General features: G+C 44.0%; 20 protein-coding genes and 1 riboswitch. Of the genes, 7 read left to right on the forward strand and 13 right to left on the reverse strand.

All coding sequences use genetic code 11. From position 1 onward, the window contains the following. Positions 1-33: 33 nt before the first annotated feature. Positions 34-1,929 (reverse strand): DNA topoisomerase IV subunit B, encoded by a 1,896-nt coding sequence (locus NAF19_RS19865; RefSeq protein WP_252792085.1) that lies wholly within the window; start codon positions 1,927-1,929, stop codon positions 34-36. Between the two features lie 449 nt (positions 1,930-2,378). Continuing rightward, a riboswitch (Fluoride riboswitch) is annotated at positions 2,379-2,441 on the forward strand. Positions 2,442-2,579: 138 nt separating this feature from the next. Here NAF19_RS19865 and NAF19_RS19870 point away from each other — a divergent pair. Together NAF19_RS19870 and NAF19_RS19875 are read left to right on the forward strand one after the other, a co-directional pair. Continuing rightward, positions 2,580-3,959 carry a voltage-gated chloride channel family protein gene (locus NAF19_RS19870; protein WP_252792086.1) on the forward strand — a complete coding sequence of 460 codons (1,380 nt, stop codon included), beginning with the start codon at positions 2,580-2,582 and terminating at the stop codon, positions 3,957-3,959. A gap of 181 nt (positions 3,960-4,140) precedes the next feature. Further along, on the forward strand, positions 4,141-5,067 hold the full coding sequence (locus tag NAF19_RS19875; protein WP_252792087.1) for a Nif3-like dinuclear metal center hexameric protein: 927 nt from the start codon (positions 4,141-4,143) through the stop codon (positions 5,065-5,067). Positions 5,068-5,074: 7 nt separating this feature from the next. Here the strand turns inward: NAF19_RS19875 and NAF19_RS19880 are convergent, their stop codons facing one another. From NAF19_RS19880 to NAF19_RS19890, 3 genes are all read right to left on the reverse strand, one after another. After that, entirely contained in the window at positions 5,075-6,733 is a 1,659-nt protein-coding gene (locus tag NAF19_RS19880; RefSeq protein WP_252792088.1) for a hypothetical protein, read from the reverse strand. A 105-nt stretch (positions 6,734-6,838) separates the two neighbouring features. Further along, positions 6,839-7,423, reverse strand: a complete 585-nt coding sequence (locus tag NAF19_RS19885; protein WP_252792089.1) for a carboxymuconolactone decarboxylase family protein — start codon at positions 7,421-7,423, stop codon at positions 6,839-6,841. 141 nt (positions 7,424-7,564) lie between these two features. Then, positions 7,565-8,110 (reverse strand): peroxiredoxin, encoded by a 546-nt coding sequence (locus NAF19_RS19890; RefSeq protein WP_256484385.1) that lies wholly within the window; start codon positions 8,108-8,110, stop codon positions 7,565-7,567. A gap of 781 nt (positions 8,111-8,891) precedes the next feature. Between NAF19_RS19890 and NAF19_RS19895 the strand changes: the two genes are divergently transcribed. The 4 genes from NAF19_RS19895 (at position 8,892) to NAF19_RS19910 (ending at position 13,756) form a co-directional block, all read left to right on the forward strand. Next, positions 8,892-10,562 carry an alpha-amylase family protein gene (locus NAF19_RS19895; protein WP_252792090.1) on the forward strand — a complete coding sequence of 557 codons (1,671 nt, stop codon included), beginning with the start codon at positions 8,892-8,894 and terminating at the stop codon, positions 10,560-10,562. Between the two features lie 155 nt (positions 10,563-10,717). Beyond that, positions 10,718-11,590, forward strand: coding sequence for an ABC transporter ATP-binding protein (locus NAF19_RS19900; RefSeq protein WP_252792091.1), 873 nt, complete (start codon positions 10,718-10,720; stop codon positions 11,588-11,590). Between the two features lie 4 nt (positions 11,591-11,594). Next, a complete protein-coding gene (locus NAF19_RS19905) occupies positions 11,595-13,172 on the forward strand; it encodes an ABC transporter permease (protein WP_252792092.1) in 1,578 nt (525 codons plus the stop codon). 92 nt (positions 13,173-13,264) lie between these two features. Next, positions 13,265-13,756, forward strand: a complete 492-nt coding sequence (locus NAF19_RS19910; RefSeq protein ID WP_252792093.1) for a hypothetical protein — start codon at positions 13,265-13,267, stop codon at positions 13,754-13,756. On the opposite strand, the gene NAF19_RS19915 is transcribed toward NAF19_RS19910, so the two are convergent. The 4 genes from NAF19_RS19915 to NAF19_RS19930 all read right to left on the reverse strand — a co-directional run bounded on the left by NAF19_RS19915 (position 13,743) and on the right by NAF19_RS19930 (position 16,083). Next, a complete protein-coding gene (locus NAF19_RS19915; RefSeq protein ID WP_252792094.1) occupies positions 13,743-14,087 on the reverse strand; it encodes a hypothetical protein in 345 nt (114 codons plus the stop codon). The two genes, NAF19_RS19910 and NAF19_RS19915, sit on opposite strands and share 14 nt — an antisense overlap. A 78-nt stretch (positions 14,088-14,165) precedes the next feature. Further along, on the reverse strand, positions 14,166-14,993 hold the full coding sequence (locus NAF19_RS19920) for an N-acetylmuramoyl-L-alanine amidase family protein (RefSeq protein WP_252792095.1): 828 nt from the start codon (positions 14,991-14,993) through the stop codon (positions 14,166-14,168). 47 nt (positions 14,994-15,040) lie between these two features. Continuing rightward, a complete protein-coding gene (locus NAF19_RS19925; protein WP_252792096.1) occupies positions 15,041-15,478 on the reverse strand; it encodes a Fur family transcriptional regulator in 438 nt (145 codons plus the stop codon). 176 nt (positions 15,479-15,654) lie between these two features. Further along, complete coding sequence (locus NAF19_RS19930; RefSeq protein WP_252792097.1) at positions 15,655-16,083, reverse strand: MerC domain-containing protein; 429 nt, start codon at positions 16,081-16,083, stop codon at positions 15,655-15,657. A gap of 141 nt (positions 16,084-16,224) precedes the next feature. Between NAF19_RS19930 and NAF19_RS19935 the strand changes: the two genes are divergently transcribed. Beyond that, complete coding sequence (locus NAF19_RS19935) at positions 16,225-16,878, forward strand: phosphatase PAP2-related protein (RefSeq protein ID WP_252792098.1); 654 nt, start codon at positions 16,225-16,227, stop codon at positions 16,876-16,878. An 8-nt stretch (positions 16,879-16,886) separates the two neighbouring features. Here NAF19_RS19935 and NAF19_RS19940 read toward each other — a convergent pair whose 3' ends face one another. The 5 genes from NAF19_RS19940 to NAF19_RS19960 all read right to left on the reverse strand — a co-directional run bounded on the left by NAF19_RS19940 (position 16,887) and on the right by NAF19_RS19960 (position 23,572). Next, complete coding sequence (locus NAF19_RS19940) at positions 16,887-19,739, reverse strand: hypothetical protein (protein WP_252792099.1); 2,853 nt, start codon at positions 19,737-19,739, stop codon at positions 16,887-16,889. Continuing rightward, positions 19,736-20,497, reverse strand: a complete 762-nt coding sequence (locus NAF19_RS19945) for an NYN domain-containing protein (RefSeq protein ID WP_252792100.1) — start codon at positions 20,495-20,497, stop codon at positions 19,736-19,738. Before NAF19_RS19945 ends, NAF19_RS19940 begins: the two co-directional genes overlap by 4 nt. Positions 20,498-20,652: 155 nt before the next feature. Beyond that, a complete protein-coding gene (locus tag NAF19_RS19950) occupies positions 20,653-21,441 on the reverse strand; it encodes a DUF3108 domain-containing protein (protein ID WP_252792101.1) in 789 nt (262 codons plus the stop codon). A gap of 13 nt (positions 21,442-21,454) precedes the next feature. Next, a complete protein-coding gene (locus NAF19_RS19955) occupies positions 21,455-22,426 on the reverse strand; it encodes a TolB-like translocation protein (RefSeq protein ID WP_252792102.1) in 972 nt (323 codons plus the stop codon). Between the two features lie 27 nt (positions 22,427-22,453). Then, positions 22,454-23,572: a DUF2911 domain-containing protein gene (locus NAF19_RS19960; RefSeq protein ID WP_252792103.1), complete on the reverse strand. Its 1,119-nt coding sequence runs from the start codon at positions 23,570-23,572 to the stop codon at positions 22,454-22,456. Between the last annotated feature and the right edge of the window lie 101 nt (positions 23,573-23,673).

A 23,673-nucleotide genomic window follows, 5' to 3' on the forward strand; every position in this document is an offset into this window, starting at 1 on the left:
AATCCTGAAAATCTTAAAAATCCTTAAATCGTGTTATGAAGCCACCGGCAACTCCCCACTATCCAAATCGTCAGCAATCAGTGGGTTAATCCTTTCATCATCCTTCTCAACCCTCAGGTTATTAATAATATGCATCTGGCGTGTCGGCGTATTTTTACCCATAAAATATTCAAGTAGGGCTTTAATATTAGCATCCTTCAGGATAACAGGATCGAGGCGAATATCCTTACCGATAAACAAGCCAAACTCATCCGGGGATATTTCACCTAAACCTTTAAACCGTGTTATTTCGGGCTTTACGCCAAGTTTGGCAATGGCGTTGCGGCGCTCTTCATCGCTATAGCAATAAATGGTTTCCTTTTTGTTGCGCACGCGAAACAGCGGCGTTTGCAGTATAAATACGTGCCCTGCCTTCACCAAATCGGGGAAGAACTGCAAAAAGAAAGTCATCAACAACAGGCGGATGTGCATACCGTCCACATCGGCATCGGTAGCTATTACAATGTTGTTGTAGCGCAGGTCGCCAATGCCGTCTTCTATATTCAGCGCGTGCTGCAGCAGATTAAATTCTTCGTTTTCGTAAACCACTTTTTTGGTAAGCCCGAAACAGTTTAACGGCTTACCCTTCAGGCTAAATACCGCCTGCGTCATCACATCGCGCGATTTAGTTATCGACCCGCTGGCCGAGTCACCTTCGGTAATAAATAAAGTGGTTTCCTGTTTGCGCTCGTGGGTTTCGTCAAAATGCACCTTGCAATCGCGTAGTTTGCGGTTGTGGAGCGATGCTTTTTTAGCGCGTTCGTTAGCGAGTTTTTTAATACCGGCAATGTCCTTGCGTTCCCGCTCGCTTTGCATAATGCGTTTTAGCAACGCATCAGCCACGGCAGGATTTTTATGAAGGTAGTTATCTAACTCACGCTTGACAAAATCCCCGATAAACCCGCGGACCGAGGGCCCCTCGGGTCCAATGTTTTGAGAGCCCAGTTTTGTTTTGGTCTGCGACTCAAAAACCGGCTCCTGTACCTTTATGGCGATGGCAGCGACTATTGACGCACGCACATCGGAAGCATCAAATTCTTTTTTATAAAACTCACGGATCGTTTTTACCACTGCCTCGCGGAAAGCCGCCTGGTGGGTACCGCCCTGGGTGGTGTTCTGCCCGTTTACAAACGAGTAGTATTCCTCGCCGTATTGCTGTCCGTGGGTCATGGCTATTTCAATATCCTCGCCCTTTAGGTGAATAATTGGATAGCGTATATTTTCAGCATCGCTGTTGCGCACCAATAGATCGTAAAGCCCGCGTTCCGAAAAATATTTTTGGTTGTTAAAATTGATGGTAAGCCCCGAGTTCAGGAACACGTAGTTCCATATCATGCTATCCACAAACTCCGGGATAAAACGGTAATGCCTGAAGATAGTATCGTCGGGCAAAAAGTTGATGGCTGTACCGTTGCGTTGCGTAGTTTCCTTTTCCGGCTCGTCGCGCACCAGTTCGCCTTTGGCAAATTCAGCCAATTTGGTGCGGCCATCGCGGTATGATTGTACAATAAATGAGTTTGACAAGGCGTTCACGGCTTTTGTACCTACACCGTTCAGACCTACCGATTTCTGGAAGGCCTTACTGTCGTATTTACCCCCTGTATTTATTTTCGATACACAATCAATAACTTTTCCTAACGGTATACCACGCCCATAATCGCGCACGGATACCTTATGGTCGCTCATATTTATCTCGATGGTTCTGCCGGCGCCCATCACAAACTCATCTATCGAGTTATCTACGATCTCCTTCAGCAACACATAAACGCCATCGTCGTACGCCGAGCCGTCGCCAAGTTTACCAATATACATCCCGGGCCGTAAGCGGATATGCTCTTTCCAATCCAGCGAACGGATACTATCATCACTATAATTTACAGCTTCAGCCATTTAGATACTATCAATATTAAATTAAGGGAAAAGGCGGACAGTTCAGCACAGGGCAAACCTGTCCACTGGCAAAAATAGTATTTACGTTACGAAATCATTAACGCAATATTTTAACTTATCAACAATCGCAGCAGGAAAGTAATCGCAAATATTTGCTGATTTAACTGATGACGCCGATGATTATTAGAAACAGCCCCGGGAAGTGTAAACTTATAACAGGATTGATCATCAAAAGTGTAAACTTTTTTGCAGTACGAGACACAGCAAAGCGTTCCATTTTTACACGCGGAACACCCGGAACGCTGTGAAACATCCTGATTATCAATCGTTCTGTTTTTTACACCTACCGATAAAGCGTTCCATTTCTGCAAAACGGAACACGGCACAAGCCGCCGGCCCGTGGTAAATTGCACGTGCAAATATTTCGCTTTTAAAAAATATTCTCTACCTTGCACTTAGGAAATGGTGTCTTCCTTTCAAAAACCGCATTCGCTGATGACGCCTGCAATCAATCAATAGCAATAAAGCTTATTGATATATTTGTTTGTGGGTGAAGAATTTAAATATCATATTTTACAAAACCATCGTCCGGGTAAAACGCCGGTCGATAACTGCTGCTTTTCCTTTCATCAACCTTAACCCCGTCTTGCATGACTGAAAACAAACCCATCCCCTTTAAGGAACATTTCGCAATCATAAAGCACCTCATCCGCTGGACGCTGATGGCCGTACCCGTTGCCATAGTAATTGGCAGCGTAGTTGCGTTTTTCCTGTGGCTGCTTACCACTGCCATTCATTTCCGTTTCAGTCACCCGTGGTTATTGTTCCTGTTGCCGGTGGCCGGTGTGCTTATTCATTTTATTTACCAAACTGTCGGCAAATCATCTGAAAAAGGGAATAATTTGATAATGGAACAGATACATGAAGAAGGCGGTGCAGTGCCAAAACGGATGGCGCCGGTTATCCTGGCTACCACTATAATTACACACCTGTTTGGTGGCTCGGCAGGGCGCGAGGGTACAGCGGTACAAATTGGGGGCAGTATAGCTGCCATGTTTGGCAAGTGGTTCAAACTAAACAGGACCGATATGCGCCTGATGCTCACTGCGGGTATGGCCGCGGGCTTTGGCGCTGTTTTCGGCACGCCGGTTACGGGGGCTATTTTTGCATTGGAAGTTTTGGCAATTGGCCGCATTAAATATGATGCCCTGCTGCCGGCTTTGATTGCCGCCGTGGTTGGCGACTTAACCGTTAGTGCCTGGCATGTTACCCATACACAATACCACATCGATATTTTACCCCAAACAACTGGACTTATAAACAGTTACCTGCATTTCGATTTGTCGCTGCTGGGTAAGGTAATCATTGCCTCGGCATTGTTTGGGCTTGCCAGCTTTTTGTTTGCCGGCATGGTACACGAAATTAAGAATGTGTGCCTTAAACTCTTTAAACATAAATGGATGATACCTGTACTGGGTGGGTTAATTATAATCGGGCTTACCTTTATCAATGGCAAGCCCGATTATTTAACTCTGGGGATCGATCCTGAACATCCCGGCGCAATTACCATCCCTTCTGCATTTCACGCCGGCGGGGCAGATACCTGGAGCTGGCTATGGAAAACCATTTATACTACGGTAACGCTTGGCACAGGCTTTAAGGGCGGCGAGGTAACGCCGTTATTTTATATCGGCGCAACTTTAGGCAACACGTTGGCTGATTTGTTAAATGCGCCGGTCGGCTTGTTTGCTGCGCTGGGCTTTATTGCCGTTTTCGCCGGGGCAACTAATACACCATTGGCCTGTACCTTTATGGGAATTGAGCTATTTGACGGCGAGCATGCGCTGCTGTTTGCCGTGGCTTGTTTTACAGCTTACTTTTTTAGTGGTAACTCCGGTATTTACAGCTCACAGCGAATAGCGGTGCCGAAGATTTTTGGCGATGATTCTGCAGATATTTCTATTGGCGACGCGGCAAAACGGCGGGGGTATATGTATGAGAAGTTGAAGAAATATAGGCTGACGAAATAAGCTCGACTAAGTAAAAGATCCCTCATGCTGAACTTGTTTCGGCATGACGCTGGATGAAATTATAACTTCACCTCAAACAGCGATTTATGGCTCGTTACATACGGCACAGCATTGCGTCTCTGCATAAAAAATCCTTAATGTTTAATGAATAATGTTTTACATTTAAAATAAAAAAACGACCATGAATAATAAACCTGCCCCGTTAAATTACCCGGCCATTAAAAGGCGTAAGTTTTTTGTAAATACTGCTAAAGCCACTGGCGTTCTATTGCTGGCACCGCTGGTTAACAAGGCATCAAATTTTATTGCTGTTGATGAAAGCTTCACAGTGGGCCAGGTAATGGATATGTTTATTAAACAGGTACCTGGCGGTGCATTAAACAACACCGTTGATACGCTAAAATCGGGCAATAGAGATATAAAAATTACCGGGATAGTTACGGCCATGTTTGCAACGATTGAAGTAATCAGGAAGGCGATTGACCTGGGTGCTAATTTCATCATCGCCCACGAGCCTACTTTTTATAACCATGCCGATGATACCAAATGGCTGGAAAATGATGAAGTATATAAATACAAAGCCAACCTGTTAAAAGAACACAACATTGCCGTATGGCGCAATCATGATTATATCCATCGTCTGGTGCCGGATGGCGTTACCGATGGCGTGCTTGAACAATTGGATTGGAAAAAGTACGCCGACAAGAAAATTCCGAACATTATTACTGTGCCTTCAACATCATTAAAGGATTTGATAGTCTATCTAAAAATAAAAATGGGCATTCAGATGGTGCGATATATCGGCGACCCTGCCCAGTCTTGCAGTCGTTTACTGCTGATACCGGGCGCAGCAGGAGAAGAAACACATATTAATGGCATCAACCATGTAAAACCAGATGTGCTTATTATTGGCGAACTGCACGAATGGGAAACTGCCGAATATGTACGCGATGCCCGTGCCAAAGGTGATAAAATTGCATTGGTAGTGCTTGGCCATATCGCAAGCGAGGATGCCGGGTCCGAGTTTATGATGAACTGGGTTAAAAAGAATGTGCCGGGTATAAAAGTAACACGCGTTAAACCCGGTAATTCATTATCTTTTATGTAGGCAGCGACTACTTTAATCCGTATACCACCACTTTATTCGAGAACGTTGGCAGGTAAACATGCCCATTAACGATAGTTGGCGATGAGAATTTGGCGTAATTGCCTGCGTAGTCCTGGCCCGGATTTTGGCTATTGCTCCAAAGTTCTTTAGTGATGTCGCTTGCGTCGAATGCCCGCAATATTCCGGGACTCACATCGTGTTCGGCATCGCCAGACGAAGCATAGGATGCCCATAAGATTCCTGTGCCTGCTGTCGAACCATTTGAAGAAACCGACAACACCGCGCCGCTCTGCCCTGTCGGGCCGCTTACTGCTGATGTAACTTGTTTACCCACATCCATTAAATTGCTGGTACGCGAAAAAGGAAATGCCCGCAACTGGTCGTTTTCGGCCCATATAAATGCAAATTCGCCGCTAGCACCCTTAAAGTAAGCAGGTTGACAATGCATATTGGCGCTGGGGCTTAAAGCTATTGTTTGTTGCACCTGGTTGGAGGCTGTATTAAACCCGCCCATATTATCTTTATTTACAAGGTAGAGATTGCCATCTTTACAACCGGTAAGGTAAAAGCTGGAACCAGGTATTAAAAAAGCCCCCATACTGCCGTAGTCAAGGTCGTTATCCTCTAGCGTTTGGAAATTGAAAGGCGTAAAAAACGAACTCACCTTTAAAGTAGAACCATTAGGCGTAAGCTTCAAAGCGCTTTCACCGCGATTAATTAGTGCGCCTGGATTACTGCCTTCGCCAACCGTTCCATTGCCAATTACTGCGTATAAATTACCCTGGTCGTCGGCCGCCATACCCATGCCACTTTCCCAAATTCCGCCGTCGCCGCCATTTGGGGTATCGTTATAGACAATATCCCTGGAGAGTGTTTTTGAATTGTAACCCAGTATCCAGCCGTGGTATGGCCCCCAGTCGCAATGTGATGAGAACGTTACGTATACCACGCCGTTTAGCAGCGTTAGGGCCTGGCGCTGGTTTTGGCGTTGCGCATCAAATGTTAAAACATTGGCCACGCTGCCGTCACCGTTGCCGGTATAGGTAGCCATAATTTTAACAGGGCTCCCTGTTTGCTCGTTGCCTGTAAGAATATTCACGGCATGCAGGTATTGCACAAATGCTGCGCCGTCGGTACTGCGGGCAACAAAGTAAATTGTTTGTGCGGCCGAATCTATAACCGGCGTCCCCACAATGCCAATGTTGCCGCTAAAATCCTGGTACGAGCCGCCGCATGCCCCTGTCATGTCGGTGTTTTTTGGTGCACGCATACCCTGCTGAGTAAAGTTTTTTTGCCAGTAAAGCTTGCCGCTGTCGCCATCATAAGCATAAACTGAATTATTAACAGTTGCAATGTAAGCCACGTTGTGCGTGCCACCAGCTATGCTAATATTGCCGGCCATCAAAGGCTGGGCATAAACCTGGTCGTCAACGGTTAGTGTAAAAAGCCTGCCAAACTGCTGCGAATTAACATTGGCTGCGGTAAGCTTGGTTTCGTGGTTGTTCCAGCCGGCGCGGGTGTTATTGTTATGTTGTGTAAGCACCGAGGTGTGCTGGTCGTTGGGAATATCGGTGTTATTATTTGTGATTTGTTTTGCAGTTTGCTTTTTCCCGCAGCTTAAACAAAAAAGGATGGCAATAAAAAAAGCACACCTATAATTTAGCATTAATAAAGTATTTAAATGGAGTGCTCAATTTAAATACTTTATCATACATATTATTATATCAATCGATATTAAGTATTAATATCATGCAATTTATATTTTAAGTGTTTAAAACACCACTTTCCCGGTAGCGGTCACCAATGATGCAATCCTGACAGCATCAAAAATACGTTCTTCGGTAGTGCCCAATTTTATCAGCGAATCCTCATGCGCATTTACGCACATTTCGCAGCCGTTAACTGCCGAAATTGCCAGGCTCATCAACTCAAAAAACTCCTTGCCGGTAACCGGTTTCATCATCAGCTGCATGCGGATGCGCGCCGGTATCTGGGTGTATTTTTCTTTTTTCGTAAAGTGACGGAAACGGTAAAATACATTGTTTGATGCCAGTAATGACGCACAACCAACAGCTTCGCCAATTTCGGCAGCTGTGGCGCCCTGCTCTTCAGCATAATTGGTGAAATAGGTAGTTAAGGGGCCGTTGTTATTGTTTACAGCTGTCGAAAGGCCAAGCAAGGCGCACTCTTTAGTGCTTAATTGTTCGGAAGTCAGGGTGCTGGTAAAGTTCAGCTTTAAATCGCGCAGGTAGCGCGACTCGCCTTTTTCAAGCAAGGTTAAGCTTGCCGTGCGATAAGCAGTATCGATGCCCAGGCCTTGCAATAATTCGTTTATTATCTCGGTAGATTCGTTCATGATTTGTAATTTGTAAGGAATAAAGGAGAAGAATCAAAAAGTCAAGAACCAAGGATCAAGACTGAAAAAAGCCAGATGTATGCATTTTTCATCTCTTCTATCTTGGCTCTTGATTCTTGGCTCTTGAATTCTTGGCTCTAATTATACTGTAAGTGTTTCTTCGCCTTTAACCCAGTTGCAAGGGCAAAGCTCGTCGGTTTGCAAACCATCAAGCACACGCAAAACTTCTTTTACGTTCCGGCCTACGCTTAAATCGTTTACGGATACCCAGCGGATAATACCGGTTGGGTCTACTATAAAGGTGGCACGGTAAGCAATTTTTTCGTTTGGCTCCAATATGCCCAGCTCTTCAGCTAACGATTTTGAAGTATCAGCAAGCATCGGGAATTTCAGGTCGCGTAAATCGGCGTGGTCCCTTCTCCAGGCTGCATGTACAAACTCAGTATCGGTTGATGCGCCAATCAGGCGGGTATCGCGGTCACGGAATTCGCCATAGCTTTTGTTGAATTCAGCAATTTCGGTTGGGCATACAAAAGTGAAGTCTTTTGGCCACCAGAACATTACTGTCCAAACGTTATCTTCGTTTACCAAAAAATCAGATGTGATAGTTTCAAACTCTTTTCCTTTTTCGATACTTACAACAGCGGTTTTAGAAAATTGGGGGAATTTTTGACCTATAGTTAGCATATTTATATTGTTTTTTAAATTTCGCTACAAATATACCACTTTTAAATACCGCATTTTATATAAAGAACTGATGACATATAGATTATATCTATACTATGTATTCTTCGCGATCACTTTTGCCAATATGATAAAAAAGCCATCTCAGCCAATCAAATAATTTAAATTAATTTAAATATTCATGACATAATTGCTCACTATTACAAAAACAAAAATCCGTTTTTATTTTAAAATGGATTAGTTTATATTTGTTAAACGAGGTATCGCGTTAACCAGCGTTTGGCCCACTTAAACCATATTATTGATAAACAGCCACCTGGTGCTGATATATAACAATAATCCAAAAAACGCAAAATAGTTCGTCTGCGTTTATCGTTCTTAATCACCAACTACAACCATTTCTTGAGAAGAAATTGTTTTTGTATTACTTAAACTATTGGTGTTATGCAACAAAATCCCTTAACTAAAACCCCCGATAGTGGGAATTTATGCCCATGCAGAAGGGCCGATCGATCAGAAATGCAAAGAATTCCGAGAGGCGTCTTCGTAAAAACTTTTTTCTTTTGGCTTCCGGTTAGAAAGTACAAGTGTCTCAAATGCATGCGCAAGAAATGGATATTGCAATGAGCATTAAATTTTTCGCCTGTTAAAATTACTGTCATTATTACATCCTATTTAATTGCATATAAAGGGTAAAAACCTATTTTTACCGTAACAACCATTTATTGCCTCCACCAGGCGGCACTATAAGTTAGCTTTCGGACAAAAACTATCATTAACCTATATGCAACGACGTCATTTTGTAAAACTATCGGCAACTGCCACCGCAGCCCTCTTGTTTAGCCGTATTACGTATGCCAGCGGTAACGCCGCTTTAATAAACCACCCTGATGAAGTTTGGGGACAGTCTGATGCCGATTGGTTCCAATTGAAACCATCAGGCAATGGCACGTTCGTTAATAAAGATGTAGAAGTAAGCTTTAAAACCAATGGCAATGCCAACGGAGTATATGTTCAGTCGCCAAAAACAGTTTTATCGGGCATAAAACTTAAATGGAAGCACCAAACTGCAACGGCAGCCAAAACCATGGGCGACCATTTTGAACGCAGCTACGGCGACCTGGCCTGGCGCGGTATGGACAGTAATAACAAAAACCCCTGGTATGTATTAGTAAACGATGGCAAAAACACGGCCTGCTTTGGTGTAAAAACCGGGCCAAGCACAATTTGCTGGTGGAATGTAGGCCCTGCAAATCTTGAACTAACCCTGGATACCCATTCGGGCGGGGCTGGAGTACACCTGGGTAACAGAAAACTGCACGCCGCAGATATTGTGACCATGCATAGCACAGCCGCCGAAAACACCTACGCTGCTGCCCACCGTTTTTGCAAACTGATGTGCGATAAGCCGCGGTTGCCAAAGCAACCTGTTTATGGTATAAACGACTGGTATTTTGCCTACGGCGAGAACTCGTACGAATTGATTAAGAAAACCACCGCCATGATGGCTGAGTTGGTTACCGATACCAATAACCGCCCGTTCTCGGTAATTGACGCCGGCTGGGCCGAATATTCGCCGCTGCTGCCGGGCGATGGTGGCTGGAACGAAACCTACGCAAAACCCAACGATAAGTTTAAGGATATGCACGCTATGGGCAACGAGATAAAAAAACTCGGTATGCGCCCGGGTTTATGGATACGGCCACTTTGTGCAAGGCACGATGAAAAAGAAAGTTTAACATTGCCGAAAATCCCTGGCCGTGACGATCCGAAAGCGCCGATACTTGACCCAACCATCCCCGAGAATATCGAACGCATAAAAGCTTATTTTGATGTTTACAAGCAATGGGGCTTTGAAATGGTAAAACATGATTATACCACTTATGATATTTTTGGTCGCTGGGGTATCAAAATGAAGGACGCACTAACAACGCCTAACTGGAGCTTTTACGATAAAACAAAAACCACAGCCGAAATTATCAACCACCTTTACCGGACGATACGTAATGCAGCTGGCGACGGCATTTATATTATCGGCTGCAATACCATGAGCCACCTGTCGGCCGGCTTGTTTGAATTGAACCGTATTGGTGATGATACCAGCGGCAGGGAATGGCCGCGTGTTAAAAAAATGGGGGTAAATACCATGTCTTTCCGCCTGCCGCAACATAACGCATTTTATGCTGCCGACGGCGATTGCGTTGGCGTTACCAAAGACATATCGTGGGAGCGCAACAAGCAGTGGATGCAGTTGCTTGCCGAAAGCGGTGCGCCGCTATTTATTTCGGCCCAGCCCGAAGCTACCGGCGAAGCACAGAAAAAATATATTAAAGAGTGCTTTGCTATGGCCGCCAAACCGCAGCCGCTTGGTGAACCACTGGATTGGATGACAAACCCCTTTCCAAGTAAATGGAAGCTGAATGGCAGGGAAGTTGATTTTAATTGGGATTTGTAACGAAGAATCAAGAAGTCAAGAGTCAGGAATCAAGATAAGAAGACTAGGCGGACTTTTTACTTCTTGACTCTTGATTTCTCGATTCTTGGATCTATTTTTTCCCCGGGCTGTAACCTAATCCCCCAAATAGCATCTCAAAGGCATATACAATCGTTATGGCCTTAGAAATTAAAAACCTTACCAAACAATATAACAAGCATAAAACCGGCTTATCTAATTATTCCATCACAATCGACAGGGGGATCTTAGGTCTGCTTGGGCCCAACGGGGCAGGGAAATCAACCCTGATGAAAATTATTGCCACCATCAGCAAACCCACAACGGGCACGCTGTTTTTGGATGGCGAAGATATTGTTAAGAACCCCGACAACATCCGCAAAATATTAGGCTACCTGCCGCAGGATTTTGGCGTGTACCCAAATCTTAACGCATACGAGTTCCTGGAATACATTGCAGCACTTAAAGGCGTTGGCGGCCCTGATTTACGGAAACGTATTGATATGCTGCTCGACGGTGTTAACCTCACTGCTGATGCCAAACGCCCCATAGGCACCTACAGCGGCGGCATGAAGCAGCGAATAGGCATAGCCCAGGCCCTGCTTAACGACCCCAAAGTTTTAATTTTTGATGAGCCCACCGTGGGCCTCGACCCGGAAGAACGTGTCAGGTTTCGCCAGTTAATTTCCGATCTGGCAAATGATTGTATCATTATACTTTCCTCGCACATCGTGTCAGATATCGAGGCCATTGCCGATGAGGTTGCCATTATGCAAAACGGCACGTTACTTAAAAAAGGCACGCAGCCCGATATAGTGAAACTGGTTGAGGGCAAGGTTTTTGAAACCATACTGGACAGTCAGCAACTTAACGATTTAAAGGCGCGGCATCTTGTCATTGATACCAGTCGTCAAAAAGATCAAACAAGGGCGCGCTATATTACCCGGAGCCAACAGCCCGAGGCAGGTTCTGTTGCAGTTATTGCTACCCTGGAGGATGCCTACCTGTTTTTAACACATACTAAAGCCTAACGCCGTGAAATACATTTACAGCATCATAAAGGCGGACTATTTGCAGCGTACGCGCAGCTATTCGTTTTTAATAACACTGGCAATTACCATTTACGCGGCCTACTCGTTTGTGCCGCCGCCAACGGCCTCATACACCACACTGAATGTTGTTGGTTATAAGGGGATTTATAATTCGGCATGGGTAGGGCATGTTTCTGCTATGATGACAACCATCATGTTATCACTTTACGGCTTTTTTTTAATAAACGGGGGTATCAAAAAAGATGTAGATACGGGCATCGGCCAGATTATTGCCACAACACCCATTACCAATTTCGGATACTTATTAAGCAAATTCCTCAGCAACTTTTTGGTGCTGCTTACCATTTCGGCCCTCACATTCCTGATTAGTATCGTCATGTTTTTTGTGCGGACAAGCGGCAGCCCTTTCATCATTGGTGATTTCATACTGCCTTTCCTGTTTTTTGCCATTCCAGCCTTGTTCACCGTATCGGCACTGGCTATAGTTGCCGAAGTTTTTTTGGGGCGAAAGTTAATCCTGCAATACATCATTTTCTTCTTCCTGTTCGGCGCACTAATGGCAAATGTCGTCGGGCACAAGAGCAGTACAGTAAATACGTTTATCGATACGTTTGGCGTAAACACCATGACCAATAGCGTGAAGGACAAAGTAAACACGCAATATCATGAACATATCGACGCCGTTAACCTTGGCTTTACTTTTAGCGCCAAACACCGGTTTAAAACTTTTGAGTGGGATGGCATTAGCTGGACAGGCATTTTTATTGCAAGCCGGCTGATGTGGATTTGCATTGCATTTGGCTTAGTTTATTTTTCATCCTTTTCGTTCCACAGGTTTGATTTTAAACAAGCCGCCGGTAAAAAGAAAAAAGCCTTGGCACCGGCAAACATATCGCATACCAATGGCACCTTTGCAGCCGGAATTAATGTATCGCTGTTACCGCCTGTGGTTACCGATTACAGCATCTTCCCGTTTGTTAAAACCGAACTATTACTGCTTATCCGCAAAGGGCCAAAATGGTTTTGGCTGGTCAACGGCGGGCTTTGGATAAGCATGGTGTTTGTTAAGCTCGATATAGCTTATGCATATCTTTTGCCCATATTGTTGTTTTTGCAGGTTACGCGCTGGTCGGAACTGGCAACCAAAGAAGTAACAAACCGGCTTCACTATTTCACCTGGTCGTCATACAAGCCATTACAGCGCATGCTGCCATCGCAATTATTGGCAGCTTTTACAATGGCTGTTGCATTAGCGCTGCCGGTGATATTGCGCAGTGCCGCCGCCGGGAATATTTATTCGGTGTTCAATATTATCAACGGCGCTGCCTTTCTTGTTTTACTCGCGGCAAGCCTCGGGATTGTAAGCGGTGGCAAAAAGCTATTCGAAATTCTGTTTTTCTTTATCACCTATCTTATAACGCAAAAAATACCATTAACCGATTACCTCGGGGCGTTGCCACATGATTCGCCCATAGGCTTTATATCGATTATGTTGATGCTGAATGTATTTTTGGGCGCGGTGAGTTTTTCGGTAAGGAGCTGGCAGGTAAGGCATTTGTAAGTACACTTTATCAATTATTAAAAATTGATGTGTAATTTATTTTGTTTTTTTGTATAGCTTAGATTACAATTAAACCAAAGATAGCCGGACTTATGACGCGCCTTGCAAAACAATATAGCCTGTCTATAGTGATTGTGACTATGGCTTTTGCATGCCGGCAAAAAATAGCTAAGTTAACTCCCGCTGATAGCGCAATGGTGAAGGATAGCGCGGTTAAGTTGATGGTTAATATCGAAAACGATATCTCAGCCAAAGGCCCCGCTGCCTGGCTAAATTACTTTGACGATAGTCCAGGCTTTTTCATGGCATCCGACGGTAAGATTGCTTTTGCCAGCTACCCGTCGGCACGAAAATTTGTTTTGGATACCCTTGTTAAGATTATCCCGCGCATAAAATTAGTTTGGAGCAACGTAAAGGCCGTCGCCCTGGCAAACGATGCAGTATTTATCGCAGCCGGATTTAACGAAGATCTTACAGATACCAAAGGTTTGACCCAACATACACACGGCTATTTTACCGCCATTTCCGGGCTTAATGACGGACGTTGGAAACTAAAAAATCTGCATTGGTCTATTTCGCATTAATCTGCTCCGGCTCCGAAACCTCTATCTCAGGCCTGTTTTTGTACATTAAAAACACACCGGTCACACAAAGTGGTTTGCCTTTCAGGTTGGTATAGTCCAGCGTTACCTTATTGCCTTTTATGGCTACTGTGTACTTCTGATTGGGATAAACGCCCCCCATATTTAACAACGCAAGCGTATCGCTCACTACCCGCAGCGAGTAAACAGTATCGCAAAGGGTTCCTGTTTTCCCCAGATTTTTGGCAAAACCATCCGCCGAAAACCTTTTTTGCGCCGATGCGGTTGCGGCAAATGCGACGGTTACAATAAAAAGAAGTATTAATTTTTTCATGGCGATGCTGGTTTTTGTACACTTACAAATAATACAAAAAACTACAGCTAAACAAGTAAAATGTTTGTTGCGCAGAGCTTACTTAACCGGCTTAATTTGCCTGCGGTAAGCCTTAATAGCCCTGAAAATAGAGTTGGCAATAGCGTTTTGCCCGTCCTCGGAGTTGAGGTATTTTTCTTCGGTATTGTTATTTATGTAACCGGTTTCAACCAATATGGCTGGCATTGCGCTATGGGCAAGAACCAAAACACCCTGCTCCTTAACCCCACGGCTACGGCGACCATCGTTTCCTTTAAACTGTTCATCCAATAGTTCGCCGAACAAAATACTTTGCTTGCGGTACTTTTGCATAAAAGTATTTAACACAATCATCGATGTAGGGTCCTTTTCATTATACCCGGCATAGTTTTTTTGATAGTCTTTTTCGATATAGATTGAAGCATTTTCGCGTAGGGCTTCAATCTGTTCTTCCTTGCGGTGAAAACCGTAAACCAGCATCATCACGCCCTTTTCCTTGTGAGCAATTTTTGCTGTCCCTTCTGGCGATGAATTGCAATGGATAGAAACAAATAAGTTAGCATTTATTTGGTTAGCAATGTTTGCGCGTTTATTCAGTTCCACAAACCTATCGGTCGAGCGGGTCATCACCACGTTTACCTCCGGCATATTATCTTTAAGCAGGCGCTCCAGTTTTTTTGCTATCGCGAGGGTTACATTCTTCTCGGACGAATAGGAACCGTGTGCACCCGGGTCTTTGCCGCCATGACCAGCATCAATTACAACAGTTTTAAAATGAAACGATTGAGGCCCATCATCATCGCCCCCACTAAATGATGTTATTATCAAAAATAAAAACATGGAAACAGTAAGGGTAAATACTCTTAGGCTTCGGGCGTATTTTGTCATCAGATAGATAAGTGCATAATTAAATAAATTGTTTCAACCTATTCAAATTATGCCGGTTTATTGCATTTAGGGCACAAGCCCGCTGCATATAAGGTAAAGCCATCAACTTTAAAGCCTTTTGGCAATTTTATCTCCGGCAGGTGTAGGTCGTCCAAACAATACACACTTTTGCAAACGGTACAGTTAAAATGCAGGTGTTCATCATGGTGGTGGTGTTCATCACCACATACCGGCGAACACATGGCGTAGTTAGCCGTGCCGTCCAGATCAAACACCTTGTGTATAATACCTTTTTCTTCAAATGCAATCAGAATACGGTAAAGAGTAACCCGGTCAACATCATTCAAAACGCTTTCAAGGTCGGGCTGCGAGGTTGCTACTTCTTTTTTAGACAGTAAAGACAGTACCTTAAGGCGCGGCGCGGTTTTTTTAAGATGATGCTTATCAAGCAACTCTTCAAAAAGTTCTTTTTCTAGAGAAGTCATTTGAACTATTTAAAATTTTACAAATACAAAGTTAAAAAGAATAACACACACATCGGCAAAAAGTATAGATGTGTATTGGAATTAGGGATGAGTCAATAGTCTTAAGTCGAAAGTCTTAAGTAAAAAACGACAGCAATCCGGCTTAAGACTTTCGACTTAAGACTTCAGACTTACAACTAATGGCTATGCGGGTGGCTGTGCTTCATATGAAACAGGGTATTGTCGGCCCGGCAAATGGTAGTGTACTTATAATTAAAAAAATGGGCAGTGGCAATAAGTAATCCTCCAAACGGCACAATAATAGCTTCGCGCCAGCTTTTAACATATACGTGCCCAATAATTATCAGCAGGAAACCACCCAACAGTAAAACAGCCGGCAAAATGCGGTGGTGTGAGCGAAAGTACGAAATGCCAATAGCGTAAAACCCAACAAACACGGCGATGGTTATCATGACCCACTCAAACCAGGGGTTGGCTAAAAAACCCAGGCCAAACAGGGGCAAACTGGTTATTAATAAAGGCACCAGGGCGCAATGCACAGCACATAATATAGACGCTGTCATGCCTACATTATCAAGCCTTGAAGATTGCCTTGGGTGTTTCATATTGCAAATATACACATAAATGCAACGCCATTGCATCTGTTTTTATTAATTTTGGTCATGTTAATTTAATATTATTTTAAGGTTTTCAAATAGTTTAGCAATTACTACTTTTGCCAACGCTAATTTAAGCTATGTGCCCCTATGTCAGTAACGGCAATAAAAAACGTTTGGAGTAATACCTGGAAACAAACCCTAAAACGCAGGCAAATTATTGTCGGCACGGTTATTATGCTGTCGGTAGTTTTTACTATGCCATTGTTTTTCGGACATATCGAGAAAAGACAAGGTACGCTTATTAACGACCCTGTTTTAGCAGCGGTACCTCCGCACAACGTATCAGTTGCAATTTTCGCGATTATATGGGGCATGGTATTATTAACTATGATAAGGGCGGCTCACAAGCCACAAATTTACATAATTTATTGCTGGGCGCTCATCCCGATAACCATCGCTCGTTTTATTGCCATAAGTATAGTGCCCCTTGAACACCCGATTGGATTAATTCCGCTTACAGATCCTCTTACAGGCGTTTTTTATGGGCAGGCGCTCATCACCAAGGATCTCTTTTTTTCGGGCCACATAGCTACGCTTACGTTAATATTTTTGTGCCTTCAAAAACGTAACGATAAAATAATTGGTTTTTTTGCTACTATAATTGTTGCTGGTTTATTAGTGGTGCAACATATCCATTACACTATCGATATTTTAGCTTCACCGGGTATTGTTTATATCTGTTACCGTTTAACGCGCAGGTTTTTAGATGACGACGCTGCTCAAAAAATCCTGACGGTTTAAAGTCCGTACTATCTTTTTGACAGGATTATTTTTCGCCGGTAGCTACCCAGGTTCCCATTAATGTCTGTACCTTCTAAAATCAAAGTGTACGTTCCCGCCCTGTCCGATGAATGGAATGAAACAGAAGCCTTTCCATCTTTATCAGTGATTATGTTAGGGTACCAGGCTATGGTCGACCGCAGGTCTTTAGCGGCTGTGTCCTTATTTTTCACTGTATATTTTGGCTGATAAAACTGCTTTGGCAAGCTAAATGGCATAGGTTTGTATAAATAGGTGCCGGGGGTGTAAGGCATTACAGGTCCGCTTCCTGCCCGGGTCGTAATTTCAACAAAGGCTACGTCGGCCATACTTAAATCGGCAGGGGCATCCATTGGGATATATTTCATGGTGTATTTTGAAGTTATATTAACCTCTATGCCTTTCACATCCTCAGCCGAATGAGTGGTTAAATAATCATTAATATCCCTAAATCCGGTTATTGCGTACACTTTTGAAAGTGGTACTCCATCTATAATCAACTTTATCGCCCTGTCATGTATAAAATACCAGATAGGGTCGCTGCCCCTGTTTAAGTCAGTTACAAAGTTAAACAGCATGTTGTCATGTTCAGCCCTTTTGTGGGAGCCCATCAACAAAAAGGCACCCTCATGAAACCCCTCCACCCTTTCCTTCAGCAAATCCAAAAATGTCTTCTTGCCGGCCTTTTCCAATTCTTTTTCATCTATCACTACATCCGCATTGCCCGGCCCATTAAGGTTTTGTGAATCCTTAATAAATTTTTTCGCAGTAATTTTTACCTCCTTCAAAATATGGCCGCTACCCTGGTAGTTGTCTTTCGCCGTTTTATTTGCAATGCTCCCCTTTATGTAATTCATGGTAATGGTATCGCTGTTTACATACCATGGGGTTGCGGTTTCCGAAACCATGGCAAATAAAGGCGGCTTAAATTCATCAACCTTTAAATCAATGTTAAAACTTTTGCCCCGTTTGTTCCGAGCTTGTAACATATAATAAGGCGTGTCCAATGGTATAATATTACGGAAGCTGAAACTGCCTCCTTTGTTGGTTACAGAATCCATTAATAAAGGCGGCTTTTTTGAAAATAGCAACACATGCGAGTTTACTACCGGCTTGTTAAACACATTTGTTACCTGTCCATTTATTATAAATTCTTTTTCAGCTTTAAATACCAGTTGCCTTGCCGTGGCAAGTATATTGCTCCAATTATAACCCACCCAACCCTGGGTTAATAACAGGTTATCCAGCTGCTGTTGTATGCTACCATCGGCATCTTGCCGAAAATAATAACCCGGCTCTTCAACTGTACCTTTTAAATCGGATGTGAGCAAAAGATTGCTTATTATGCTGGTGGTACCCACACTGTCTATTTTAACCTGCGAGTCGTCAGTTACCGCCATCGAAAAACTGCCCTGTACGGGTTGGCCATTCTTATCGGTGATGTTTATTTGCATACCAATACTATCCCGCGCGCCGTAGCCAGGCTTGTCCGGCTTTGCATCTATTCGCAAAAAATCATTATGATTTATGAAAATCATCCGTTCGTTAAGCGGTTGCCGGGCTGCATTAAGCAAAGTAAAGCGTGCAATACCGGTAGGGAAACCGGCCGTGGATATTTTACTTTTTACCGGCGTGCCATCCAGGTTAACAATAGCTCCGAAGCAAACCACGCCGTTTGCCTGGCCGATCAAATAATAACTGCCGTTAACTTGCACGCCCACAATGGTTACCACCAACGAATCTGCAGCCACGGCTTGGGTTATTTTTAGGGTCGTTCCGGAGTTTTGCACAGCTGGCAAACTGTATGTTTTTACTACTCCATTTTGCAACGTTACTTTCGCGATATAAACTTCGCCGGCGGCCGGCATCATATCAAACGCCCCCATACCTTTATGAACCGTTTTAAATTGAGCTATCTGCTGTTGATGGCTGTCATAAACAGCACCTTCAACATTCACGGCTTTACCATCTTCGCCAATTGCTTTAAAGCCTACGTGCGCGGGCAAACCAGCTACCAGCGCACCACCTTCGGGCATAAACTGTAGGTCGATATTTTCGGGGCGGCTTATATTTACAGGAATAATTAATTTGTGAGTATCATCAGCGATCCCGGTCTCCTGCGCTATCAAAGTCAGCTTTTTTACCGGCGATTTAAGGGTGAAATCAACATCAACGGTTCCGTCAAGCTTGGTTTGCACTTTGCTTTTATACCATGTTTTGGGGCCATCAAGCACATTTAAATCCAATTCTTTTAAAATTGCAGGTTGATTATTAAACTGGTTAAATTGCAATTTAAGTTTTCCTTTTTCTATACCACCCTCCCTGGTTAAACTAAAACGGGTATTTACCAGCCAATTATTTGCCGATGGGCTTGCGATATAGATTCTCTGTTTAAAAACATAGGTTTCCCCAAAGTTGCGCATCCAGTTGGTATATGCCCTGAAGGTATAGCCGCCTTCAACCACCGTTTTGGGATCAAGCCCTATGTTTCCCCAACTTAATCCGTTGGCCACCGGCAGCATCTGCCGTTGCACCACCTTATTGCTGTCATTAACGAGTTCCACGTACATGATTCCGCTTTTTACTGAGGGCGTAAGGTACGCGGCGTTAAGCAGGTAGGCCTTAAACCAAATGGTATCACCCACAGCATAATAAGGTTTATCAAACTGGCAATAAAGCTTTTCCACCGCACTCCGGTTCCTGAATGAATCTGCTGCTGCAGTTAGCTTAACCATGTCTGTTTTAGTGACGACCTGTGCCGATACGGGTTTAGCCCATAACAAAAACAGAAGGCAGCCTGCGCCATATTTTAATTGCCGAAATGATAAGGTTGTTAAGGTCACTTTATTTTAACATATACGTGTTTTATATTCCCCTTGCCCGATTCCCGTTCATCAAACTCAAATTTATTTAAACTCTTTATCAACGGCAGCATTTTCGGGTAGCCATAATTCCTCGAGTCGAAATCGGGTTTCTTCTTCAATATCTGCGTACCCAGGTTGCCAAGGTAAGCCCAGCCATTTTCGTCGCCCAAATCGCTTATGCTGTCTTTCACCAGCTTTACCAGCTCATGGTCAACTTTATCTATCGGCGCTGCTTTAGGCGACGACCGCTTTTTACCCGACCTGACTTTCCGGCCCTCTTCGGGCGCGGCATCCTCAGTCTTTAAAATCTCTATATAAATAAACTTGTCGCAGGCTGTAATAAATGGTATTAAGGTTTTCTTTTCGCCTATGCCTATTACCTTCATTCCGGCTTCGCGCAAGCGTATGGCTAGCCGGGTAAAGTCGCTATCGCTCGATACAATGCAAAAACCATCTACTTTGCCCGAATATAAAATATCCATGGCATCAATAATCATGGCGCTATCGCTTGAGTTTTTGCCGGTTGAGTAACTGTATTGCTGTATAGGTGTTATGGCATTTTCAAGCAGTACCGTTTTCCAGCCTGATACAGTTTGCTTTGTCCAGTCGGCATAAATCCTTTTAAAAGTGGGCGTACCGTATTTGGCTATTTCTTCAAACATCTGCTTCACGTTGGCATACGGTACATTGTCCGCATCAATTAAAACAGCCAGCCTCAAATCCTTAATCATATCCATAGTACAAAGCTTTTAAAGTTTATAGTTCGGCAATGTTTGCAACCGGGTTCGAAGCAATGTTTAGGTTATCCCTTTTAATTAAATAAAGATATAAAAAAAAACAGCCCATCGCGTTATCTGCGAAAGGCTGTTACAATTGGTTGATTTATTTATTTTTATTTTGAAAAGACCTGTACCAGGTCGGGCGAGGCGCCTATCATTTTTATTTTATACCGGTAGCCCCCGTTAAAGCTGTCCTGTTCCTTTAAAAACTCATGGTCTTTTTTACTGATCCAATAGGTTTCGGAGTATTTGTTGCCTTTGTATTCGCCTTCGGTAAACAATTTCCAGCAATCAATTTTTTCGCTGTTTAAGGTCGATATTATTTCGCTGCCGATCACCTTGTAAATCACCCATTCCGGCGGACTTAGCCCCGCATCATAAAAGTTTATAGCGAAGGTTTTACCAGCGGCCAGTGGAAGCATTTCAAACGTCTCGATGTCCAAATTCCAGTTAAAGTTTGGCAGTTTAAAATCAAGTGCAAACCCTTTCCTGGTGTTGTTGGCCACGGTGTCGGCGCCGGAAATTTTGTCCCGTCCCCAGTTATAGGCATTTATTTTGTTTTGTAAAGTTTCTGAATGATAAACGGGCGCAAAATCAGCTTGTTTATTAATCGAATAAACCACGCGGTAGCTATTGGTGTCGCTGCCATACCAGTGCTGGCTTATGGTAAAAACTTTTTCGCCGTTAATGGTGGTAGTTTTTATGTCGCGCAGCCAAAACGACAAGCCAAGCTTCTTTTTATCCTTCGGCGCCTGGAAATACACCAGGTATTGGTTTAGTGCAGGCTTTAAAAACGAGGTAAGCAGGCGTTTGTCTTTAAGTCGTATAGAATCTATCTGCGCATAGGTCTGGCTTGCAACAAAGGATATTATAAGTGTAGTGATGTAAATAAGCTTTTTCATGAAATTTATCTTTTTAGCTTGATGCCTTTTTTATATTAACCGGCACCATTAATATATTGGGTTGATTATTAAAATCGCTGTTCATTTCCTTTTCAAGTTCTTCATAATTCAAGGCATGGTTTACCGGGTCGCGTTTGTAAAAACCCCTGATACGCGAGCTTGAATAGTAGAGCGTCTTTCCATCGGGCGATATGCAAGGCGATGAATTGGAGTCGCCATTATTGACCTTTGGCCCCAGGTTTTCGGCCGGCGACCAGCCATCGCCATTTTTATAGCAGATGTATAAATCCGGCCCGCTTTCAAATAAGATGTAACGCCCGTAGGGTGCTATGAACGGGTCCTGTACCTCTTCTTTGTCGCGCAGGACAAGCAGTTTTGGTTTATCAAAATGGCCGCCCAACCATTTGGCACAATAGCTCGACATCCCTGCATGGTCTTCCCTATCGCGCGAACAAAAATAAAGGTCGCCCGCCCGGTTTACCGATATGCCGTAATTGCTGGCCATTTTGCTATTGATGGCAGTATCCAGGTAGTGCGGCACGCCCCACTCATCGCCGGCCAAACGCTCCGCATACCAAACGTGAAAATTAGGCTGCGGTTTATTTTGCGGCATGCCCTCGGGCGGGCGGTTCGAAATAAAAAACATTCGTTTGCCATCAGGGGTTATAAAAGGGTCGGTATCGCGCCAGCGGCCTGATATGTTTACTACCGTTGGCCTTGCCCAGGCACCGTTTATCATCTTAGACGAGCATATTGTCCAATAAACTGCGCCGCGCGAAAAGTAAACCGTTTTGCCATTCGGTGTAAAAGAAGTGGCCCATTCGGTATAGGGAGATGAAACCACGCCATCCGCAAATAAATGCGGATTGGCGGCGGTATCAATAATATCAGCCTGTATATTTTGGCTAAAGGCCGATAAAACAGCGCACCAGGTGATGATTATGCCCAGCACAACCGCCTTTACCAACCAGTGTAAATAATGCATTATGGTATAATTGATAGATGAACAGTTTTAATTAATATCCTTGCCGTCCTGCAGGGTTTTAATTTGTTTTCCCATATTGTCTTTGGCGGGCTTGCTTGGCGCCTGTGCCTGTGCCTTTTCTATATAGGTTATCGCCTTTTTATAGTCGCCAATGCCCGAGTAACCACGGCCCAAACCTGCGTTTGTGAAAAAGGTATCCGGGTGTTTATCATAGTTCATTTTGTAAACAGCAAACGCTTCTTTTGCTTTCTTCTCAGCTGATAGGCTCCGGGCATAACGGTACAAATCAGTTTCGCTGCCAAGCGGCAGGGCCTTTTTCATAACCTCGTCGGCTTCGCTGTTGCGGCCAAGTGCCTGCAATACGGCAACTTTGGTGGTCCAGGCCTGGAAGCTTTGGTCGCCGCCAAAAATCCGGCTGGTGGCTGTATCGGCCCACATTAAAGCTTCTTCCAAATTGGTTTTATTTTGTGCACAGTATAATGCAGCCTGGTTCCAGCTTTCCCAGTTAAACCCTTTTTCGGAGCGCAGTTCATCCCTGAACATCGCTACCTGGTTCTTCATGGCATCTACTTCTATTTTAAAGGGAATGACCAATTTTTCCCATTGGAGCTGTACCGTCGCGCTGGCCGGGGCTTCATCCGCAAATTCGTATTTAAGCCGTTCAACGCTTTTATCGGCAGGTACCGGTTTAACTTTTACACGCAATACGTCCTCATCGGCCTTATAAAAGAAACTACCCCACGACGAAGTGTTTTTCGAGAAGAACAACGTGCATTCGTCAGCGCCATAAGCTACAAAAAAGCCATACTTTCCGGCAGCCAGGGGCTGACCTTCTATTTTTACATCGCTCGAAAAATCAATAGTGGTGCTTTCATTAGCTCCGGCGCGCCATGGTGCACTTTTCGACGGACCAAAGCCCTGGTCAACATATCCCGGCGGAACAAGCTCCCCCCAAATGTGGCCATCCCGTTTTTTTACCGCCGGGCGGCTGTAGCGAATAGTAACGTCGGCAAGGCCTATTTGCTCGCTGACAGATGCCCGTTTGTTATCCCCGTCGGGAAGCGAGGTAAGTTGCGCTTTTGCCATTCCGGCAAAGCCTAATTGGATGGATGCTGTGATGATACACGCATAAAGGAGCTTTTTCATATCGAAGGATTTAAGTATTGAACAGAATTTTCAATAAAGCTGGTTTTTATCAGATTGCCCGGCAAATCATTTAAACCTTATGGCTTTTATTTTAAATGATT

The sequence above is a fragment of the Mucilaginibacter flavidus genome (assembly GCF_024055575.1).
Lineage (GTDB): Bacteria > Bacteroidota > Bacteroidia > Sphingobacteriales > Sphingobacteriaceae > Mucilaginibacter > Mucilaginibacter flavidus.

Excerpts from the sequence above, each read along its gene's own strand:
- NAF19_RS19890 (WP_256484385.1), bottom strand. The coding sequence starts at position 8,110 with ATGCTAACTATAGGTCAAAAATTCCCCCAATTTTCTAAAACCGCTGTT.
- NAF19_RS19870 (WP_252792086.1), top strand. The coding sequence starts at position 2,580 with ATGACTGAAAACAAACCCATCCCCTTTAAGGAACATTTCGCAATCATA.
- NAF19_RS19950 (WP_252792101.1), bottom strand. The coding sequence starts at position 21,441 with ATGAAAAAGCTTATTTACATCACTACACTTATAATATCCTTTGTTGCA.
- NAF19_RS19960 (WP_252792103.1), bottom strand. The coding sequence starts at position 23,572 with ATGAAAAAGCTCCTTTATGCGTGTATCATCACAGCATCCATCCAATTA.
- NAF19_RS19895 (WP_252792090.1), top strand. The coding sequence starts at position 8,892 with ATGCAACGACGTCATTTTGTAAAACTATCGGCAACTGCCACCGCAGCC.
- NAF19_RS19885 (WP_252792089.1), bottom strand. The coding sequence starts at position 7,423 with ATGAACGAATCTACCGAGATAATAAACGAATTATTGCAAGGCCTGGGC.
- NAF19_RS19915 (WP_252792094.1), bottom strand. The coding sequence starts at position 14,087 with ATGAAAAAATTAATACTTCTTTTTATTGTAACCGTCGCATTTGCCGCA.
- NAF19_RS19880 (WP_252792088.1), bottom strand. The coding sequence starts at position 6,733 with ATGCTAAATTATAGGTGTGCTTTTTTTATTGCCATCCTTTTTTGTTTA.
- NAF19_RS19945 (WP_252792100.1), bottom strand. The coding sequence starts at position 20,497 with ATGGATATGATTAAGGATTTGAGGCTGGCTGTTTTAATTGATGCGGAC.
- NAF19_RS19865 (WP_252792085.1), bottom strand. The coding sequence starts at position 1,929 with ATGGCTGAAGCTGTAAATTATAGTGATGATAGTATCCGTTCGCTGGAT.
- NAF19_RS19930 (WP_252792097.1), bottom strand. The coding sequence starts at position 16,083 with ATGAAACACCCAAGGCAATCTTCAAGGCTTGATAATGTAGGCATGACA.
- NAF19_RS19875 (WP_252792087.1), top strand. The coding sequence starts at position 4,141 with ATGAATAATAAACCTGCCCCGTTAAATTACCCGGCCATTAAAAGGCGT.
- NAF19_RS19955 (WP_252792102.1), bottom strand. The coding sequence starts at position 22,426 with ATGCATTATTTACACTGGTTGGTAAAGGCGGTTGTGCTGGGCATAATC.
- NAF19_RS19920 (WP_252792095.1), bottom strand. The coding sequence starts at position 14,993 with ATGACAAAATACGCCCGAAGCCTAAGAGTATTTACCCTTACTGTTTCC.
- NAF19_RS19935 (WP_252792098.1), top strand. The coding sequence starts at position 16,225 with ATGTCAGTAACGGCAATAAAAAACGTTTGGAGTAATACCTGGAAACAA.
- NAF19_RS19910 (WP_252792093.1), top strand. The coding sequence starts at position 13,265 with ATGACGCGCCTTGCAAAACAATATAGCCTGTCTATAGTGATTGTGACT.
- NAF19_RS19925 (WP_252792096.1), bottom strand. The coding sequence starts at position 15,478 with ATGACTTCTCTAGAAAAAGAACTTTTTGAAGAGTTGCTTGATAAGCAT.
- NAF19_RS19900 (WP_252792091.1), top strand. The coding sequence starts at position 10,718 with ATGGCCTTAGAAATTAAAAACCTTACCAAACAATATAACAAGCATAAA.